Consider the following 7,170-nt stretch of genomic DNA (forward strand, 5'->3'; position numbering starts at 1 on the left):
CCTATTTCTGTGTACATACGAGACACATTCCCTGCGAGCCAGCACAGCTAACGGGGATAAAGTACGATATAGGGCGAGAATCCCCCCATACCTCAGGGCGAAGTCAGCAGAGCCGACGTACGGTCACCCTCGGGATTCTCCACGCTTTTGCTCCTCTCGGGGGCTGGTCTCATAGCGAAGGAAGCCGTAGCCTTACCTCTGAATACCAAACGTTAGCCCCGAGAAATAGACCTAGGAGAGATCGCTAAGAGGGACATACCGAGAGCGATGTTGTGTACACGCGTGTACACTATTGTATACACGTGGGTACACTGTTGTATACACACGTGTACACTTTTCCCTCCTCTATAGTACCTCTACGCTAGGTAAATCTACACCCAGGACACAGATGTCTCTATCGCTAGGGTATGCACCTCCACCTCGCTTGCTCTCTACCCTAGTGATTTCATGCCTCCACCCTGGGCTATATCAGAGGAATATGTAGTATATAATTCCCTCCTATTCACTACCTTTGAGGTGCATATAATCACTTAATTATACACATACGCACAATGACTAGTACTCGCATTCTATTGATGACACTTCTACTGACGCTCCTCGGGCTAAGCCTAGAGAGCTGTCAGGGGCGGGGATTTGGTGTCTCCCGCGAAGGCTTCACCACCGTGGAGCCGAGTCAGCTCCCCCCATGCAACTTCCTCCTCGTAGACTACCCCGTACGTGTGTCACTACATGTCGGACAAACGACACAGGTAGTCTTCCCCGAAGACTTTCCTAAGGAGGTTCGTGATGACATCGAGCTACGGGTCAAGGATAATCTCCTGCTGATTGCTTCCAAGGGGATGAATGACCGCTCTAGCTTCTGGAACAAGTTAACCAACCACGATCTTCACCTCGATGTCTACCTCCCCGAGCTCTATGGAGTAGAGGCTACTCAGGCCTCGAGCATACAACTGATGGATAGCCTAAGTGCCCCGATCTTCTCGGTCGTAGCAGAAGGGGCGTCACGCATCACGGGGCTACGCCTGCGAGGTGACTCCCTAGTGATCACAGCCTCAGGAGCTAGCCAAGTAGAGGCTGCCGCCACCCTAGAACAGCAGCTCCTAGTCCTCGTATCGGGTGCCTCGCATGTAGGGCTACAGGGCTCATCTGCCCTCATGCAGGCCTCTGTCGAGGGAGCCAGCGGGTGTGACGCCAAGGCTGTGAACTCACGTTCGGCAGAATTCCTCGTCTCAGGAGCCTCACGTGTCTCCTTCGGGCTGGTCGATAGTCTGTCCTACAGTGTCTCAGGTGCCTCTAAGCTCAGCTACCTAGGCAAACCCTTCATCGCCAGTCAGACCTGCACTGGCGCAAGCACTGTCAAGGCCCAGTAACCCCTATTGACCCCTCAGAGACCTAATTCACACGAGGCAAGGATTAACAATAAGAGCAGGAGGCGATACTCGTATGATGAGTATCGCCTCCTGCTCTTAGTGTTATGTACGGACTCTCCTTAGAGCTCTTCTCTACGTCATATCTACCTCAGCCAAGGAGAGAGCAACTCTATTAATAGCGAATAGAGATCTTAGTCGGCTTGCTCTCCTGCCAAAAGCGGTTAATAGCCGTCACTAGATAAATATACTTCTTGCCCGGAGGTGCAAGGGGTAGGATATAGTAGGGCTTGGTAGAGACGCTCACGAGATGGCGGGGATTGCTATGATCAATCCGTTCTCCATCCGTAAAGCGGTAGACGGCATAGTAATAGGCATGCTCGGGGTCAGTCTCATCACGATGATCGACCCATAGGAGCATGTGTCCATCCTCATTATAGTCCTCCATGAGTCTCCTTATGGGCTTCGGCGCCTTCGTATGCCCCAAGGATCCCATGTACTCTGGTAAGAGTGCAGGATAGCACTGGTAGGTCTTCTGTAGGCTATCGCCCATCCCCCGATAGTTGCGCAGGATATTCTCAGCTGGCCACCATGCATTCCCCTGGGCAAAGCGTCGAGACTGCGTGAGCTTCGCCTCTAGCTGTCCTGAGTCCATCGTACGCTCTACATGTTGGCCGATGTAGAGCTGTGCTGTACTATGCTGAAGTTGGTTACTCCACCACGAGACCAACTCCAAATAATCTGCCGCAGGATAACCAATATTCCAGTAGATCTGAGGAATGATGTAGTCTACCCAGCCCTTATCCTTCCAGCGCAGGACATCAGCATAGAGATCATCGTAGTTCTGTAGGCCAGAGGTCTTGCTCCCCTTAGGGTCACTAGAGGCATTGCGATAGATGCCGAAGGGACTCACTCCGAATCGTACCCAAGGCTTAGTATCCAGGATGACACTACGAGTCTCAGAGATCAGTCGATCGACATTGGATCTGCGCCACTGTGCTTTCTCTTCGGGATGGAAGCCGACAGCCATACCAAAGCGATGGAAGGAGGCATCATCATCGAACTTCTCCCCATCCTTGGGATAAGGATAGAAGTAGTCATCATAGTGGATAGCATCCACATCATAGCGCTTGACTAGATCTCGTACCACAGAGGTGATATAGCGGACACTCTGGGGGTTCCCCGGATCCATAACGAGCTGCTTGCCATAGCGGATGAAGAGCTCGGGATGGCGACGTGCGGGGTGCTTATCATCTAGGGGCTGATCGGCATTAGCTGCACCTCGATAGGGATTAATCCAGGCATGCACCTCGATCCCACGAGCATGACACTCATTAATCACCAAGCCCAGAGGATCCCAGCTAGGCTCAGGTGCCTCACCCTGTCTCCCCGTGAGGTATCTGCTCCAGGGCTCCAGCTCACTGGGATACCAAGCATCGCCCTCGGCACGTACCTGGAAGATCAAGACGTTACATCCAGTCTGCTTAAGGAGCTCAATCCGTCGCGTGAGCAGCTGTCGTGCCTCCTGACGTGCGAGCCCAGCATACTCACTGCGGAAGATTGTAGGGAGCCATGCCGCTCGAAACTCCCGCTTCAATGGCTCTCGAGGATCATCACTCACAGCTCTTCGTCCACGAGATACTCCACAGGACGAGGCAAAGAAAAGCACCGAGAGGCAAGCTAGGAGCAAGCCCCTCGGTGTACGAGTTATATGAGTCTTATTCATCATCTTCCTGTGAAGATTTAGGGGAAATAGGAAGTCGATCAGCTCAAATGTAGGTGCTGATAGGTATAGATGATCCAGAGCACAAAGGCTACGAAAGGCAGGACAAACAGTAGGCTATCTATACGATCAAGGATACCTCCATGTCCAGGGATGATATTGCCAGAGTCCTTGACCCCGATCTGTCGCTTGATCATGGACTCGAAGAGGTCTCCCCACGTGCCAGCGACCGAGATGATCGCACCATACAGTAGAGCGAGAGGCTCCCAGCCGAGCATAAGGCCAGAGACGAGAACTGAAGCGATGAAGCCCCCGACGAAGCCCTCCCAGCTCTTCTTAGGCGAGACACTTGGGAAGAGCTTGTGCTTTCCTAGTGTAGAGCCAGCCAGATAAGCCCCCGTATCATTGACCCAGATACAGACGAAGATCGTAAGCAGTAGGCGAGGATCAACGACTCCTGAATAAAATATGTTCGCCACACTCATGAAGCCTGCCACATAGATCTGACCGAAGAAGACCTTCGCTAAATCCCCAGGCATGAGCTCTCTCTCGCTGTATATACTGCGTACGAGGACATAGAGGAGAAAGCCTGCATAGGGGATGAGGAAGATGGTGTAGCTTGCCCCCTTCAGAGCGATCATATAGGTCACCCAGAAGAGGTACACCCCAGCCGCTGCATCGCTGATACGACGCAGTGGATAGATGCGATGGGTAGATACGAGGTTGGACCACTCCCATGTCCCGAGGAAAACGATCAGCCCGAAGACGATCATATAGAGAGTAGGGCTCTCCAATAGGAGTGCGCTGAGGATTAGGGCGACATAGATCGCTCCAAAGATAGCGCGCTTAATTAGGTTGCTCATTAGTATTAACTTCTTCTTGTGTCGTAGTATTCTCAGGAGTCTCCGAGGGGGAAGCAGAGCCTTGGCTAGCTTCATTGGCCTGCATCAGCTCATCGGTGCGGCTGATCCACTGACGCTTACCGAAGATATGCTCCACATCCTCCGTATAGATCACCTCACGATCCAGTAGGAGCTGAGCCAGCTGCTGGAGTCCCTCAGCATGCTCGCCTAGGAGCTTCTTAGCACGCTCATACTCTCTGCGTACGATGTCGGTAGCCTCTCGGTCGATGAGCTCTGCTGTCTTATCACTATAGGGCTTCGTGAGTCCATAGCCATCACCCTGCATATCGTAGTAATTGATATGGGGTAGGTTCTCACTCATACCATAGTAAGCGACCATTGCATAGGCTATCTTGGTCGTATGCTCTAGGTCATTGGCTGCCCCAGTAGAGATACGTCCGAGGAAGATCTCCTCGGCAGCACGTCCTGCCAGCGTAGCACACATCTGGTCGAGGAGTGCCTGTGTGGTGGTGATCTGTCGCTCCTCGGGGAGGTACCATGCAGCCCCTAGAGCCTTACCTCGGGGGACGATCGTTACCTTCACTAGAGGATTAGCATACTTCAGGAACCAGCTGACCGTAGCGTGACCAGCCTCGTGGATAGCGATACTGCGTCGCTCCTCCTCGGTCGTGATCTTATTCTTCTTCTCTAGGCCACCTACGACTCGGTCGATGGCATTCATGAAGTCCTCACGAGAGACGAACTCCTTCTCCGCACGTGCTGCGATCAGTGCTGCCTCATTACATATATTGGCAATATCTGCCCCAGAGAACCCTGGCGTACGACGTGCTAGTAGATCAATATCTACCGTATCATCGATCTTGAGGGGACGCAGATGCACGAGGAAGATCTCCCGACGATCATTCACATCAGGTATATCCACATAGATCTGTCTATCGAAGCGTCCTGCACGTAGGAGCGCAGAGTCAAGGATATCGGCTCGGTTCGTTGCCGCGAGGACAATGATACCACTGTTTGTCCCGAAGCCATCCATCTCGGTCAGGAGCTGGTTTAGAGTATTCTCACGCTCATCATTCCCGCCAAGGTTGTTGTTCTTACCTCGAGCACGTCCGACGGCATCGATCTCATCGATGAAGATGATACAGGGAGCCTTCTCCTTAGCCTTCTGGAAGAGGTCACGCACACGTGACGCACCCACCCCCACAAACATCTCGACGAAGTCTGAACCGGCTAGTGAGAAGAATGGGACATGTGCCTCTCCTGCCACGGCCTTAGCCAGCAGAGTCTTACCTGTACCTGGAGGGCCCACGAGGAGGGCGCCCTTAGGGATCTTACCCCCGAGCTGAGTGTACTTAGCGGGGTTCTTCAGGAAGTGTACGATCTCCTCGATCTCTACCTTGGCCTCATGTAGGCCTGCCACATCCTTGAAGGTCACCGAAGTGCTCTCCTTCTCATATAGCTGAGCCTTGCTCTTGCCTATACTGAAGATGCCACCTCCTGACATACCTCCGCCACCACCTGCTCCACCAGCCCGGCGCATCATATAGGACCAAAAGGCGATCACCAAGATGAAGGGTGCAAAGCTAAGGAGCATACTGAGGAGACTTGAGCGGGACTCCTTATAGTGCACATGTGCTGTGATACCACTCTCCTCATAGAACTGGGAGAAGCGATCCACCGTCGGGATCTCCGTGGTGAGCGTACGCTCGGTGCGCTGCTGATTGCGTCCCAGCAGAGGGGAGTTCTTAGAGAAGATACTATCTGCAGCCTGAGAGGTCAATAGCCCTACAGCTGTCTTCTCACCCCGATCCACAGTGATCTGCGTGAAGGCATTGTTGCGTGCGATACGCTGGAACTCATCCCAGCTAAGGGACTTCGTCTCTCCGAAGCCTCCATCCCAGAGGAAGAGTCCTCCGAGCAAGCCGATGATGATCGCATAGATCCACAGCTCATTGAAGCGGAAGAGCTTACCTGGCTTCTTCCCGTTGTTTTGTATCATCTACTCTTTATATTCGTTCGTAGTCACATCTAGGGGCTTCATCAGACTATCCCCCTCTCAGTACTGCTACAACAAAGACTATACCACCTTAGTTGCGTAGGCGGCACCTATCCAGACCTATCCCTGCATGCCGAGAGTCTACCTCAAAGCATCCTCTCGAGTCGAGACAAATCGGATCTGTCCTCTAGCATTACTCTCACGGATAAAGTCTCTTAAGCTAGGGCTAGCGTACTGGCCGAAGTCTCCTATGAGGGTTAGTGACATAGCATATTGGGCGAACTTCTGGAGGATATCACCAGCTAGTCTATTCTTAAGCACAAAGAACTCAGGTGTCACATTATGCTCGTAGATTACCACCCCGTCAAATCCTTGATAGGACATATTACCTATCAGGTCTAAGGCATCCTCTACCGTGGCGAGAATGACTTGATCGGATATGACCTCTGCTAGCAGTCTGTCTCCGACTTTATGAGTCTTCACCTCCATATATTATATAGGTATATCTATTGCAATGGGGGCAAATCCCTCACACAATGCACTAGCCCACCTCCCCTCTTACTAGCACAAAGGTAACCATTTGTACGGGGGAAGTGATACGAGTGCTGGAATAAGGTCTGGCACTCCCTAATAGTAGAAGAGTATAGCTAACACTGCTATCCTAGTAGTAACTCCTATAGATGCTCACTAGCAACATTAATCTAGGCTCAACATCCCTAGACGTACTTTCCCATACTCAATCCTTTTTTACTCCCCTCATATAGCGGCAATATATGTCATCTCGGATATACAGCCCCATCCACTCAAAGGATACGCAGGATACAGCCCTCATATATATACTACGAGATTGTGGCCAAGGCATATACAAAGTCACATCGTCATATATAAAGTAACAGACATGGTAGGAATAAAGAATGTGAGTACACAGATATGCTTCCCATTACAAAACTAAGGGCACAATCGTAAATAACTCCATTTCTAAAAATGCCCATAACTTAGAAATCATTTTATAGAAAGCCTAAAGAGGTATCCCAAATAGCCACCTTTGAAACAGGGCTGACGCATAATCTCGCTCGCACACTCCTGCCTTTGGATCTTTTGGGGTATTATTTCATATCCAAGGGAGCCTTAGCCCATCACTAAAGATCCTAGGTATTATCCCCAATGAATAGACATACAAGCGAGCCCTAGAGAGGAGATACTTAGAGCGCACTTGTGTAC

5 protein-coding genes are annotated in these 7,170 nt (G+C 51.4%); 1 reads left to right on the plus strand and 4 read right to left on the minus strand.

Annotated elements, in window-relative coordinates:
- The first annotated feature begins 551 nt into the window (after positions 1-551).
- Positions 552-1,370, plus strand: a complete 819-nt coding sequence (locus tag QZ554_RS00510; RefSeq protein WP_297193359.1) for a DUF2807 domain-containing protein — start codon at positions 552-554, stop codon at positions 1,368-1,370.
- 172 nt (positions 1,371-1,542) lie between these two features.
- On the opposite strand, the gene QZ554_RS00515 is transcribed toward QZ554_RS00510, so the two are convergent.
- The 4 genes from QZ554_RS00515 to QZ554_RS00530 form a co-directional block, all read right to left on the minus strand.
- Positions 1,543-2,964 (minus strand): family 10 glycosylhydrolase, encoded by a 1,422-nt coding sequence (locus tag QZ554_RS00515; protein ID WP_297193360.1) that lies wholly within the window; start codon positions 2,962-2,964, stop codon positions 1,543-1,545.
- 167 nt (positions 2,965-3,131) lie between these two features.
- Positions 3,132-3,953, minus strand: a complete 822-nt coding sequence (locus tag QZ554_RS00520) for a phosphatidate cytidylyltransferase (RefSeq protein WP_297193362.1) — start codon at positions 3,951-3,953, stop codon at positions 3,132-3,134.
- Entirely contained in the window at positions 3,937-5,952 is a 2,016-nt protein-coding gene (gene ftsH, locus QZ554_RS00525) for an ATP-dependent zinc metalloprotease FtsH (RefSeq protein ID WP_297193364.1), read from the minus strand. The genes QZ554_RS00520 and ftsH overlap by 17 nt, the downstream gene beginning before the upstream one ends.
- A 138-nt stretch (positions 5,953-6,090) precedes the next feature.
- Positions 6,091-6,438 (minus strand): DUF4180 domain-containing protein, encoded by a 348-nt coding sequence (locus tag QZ554_RS00530; protein ID WP_297193366.1) that lies wholly within the window; start codon positions 6,436-6,438, stop codon positions 6,091-6,093.
- Positions 6,439-7,170: the final 732 nt, after the last annotated feature.

Origin of the sequence: uncultured Porphyromonas sp. (assembly GCF_915070105.1) — a bacterium.
Taxonomy (GTDB): Bacteria; Bacteroidota; Bacteroidia; order Bacteroidales; family Porphyromonadaceae; genus Porphyromonas.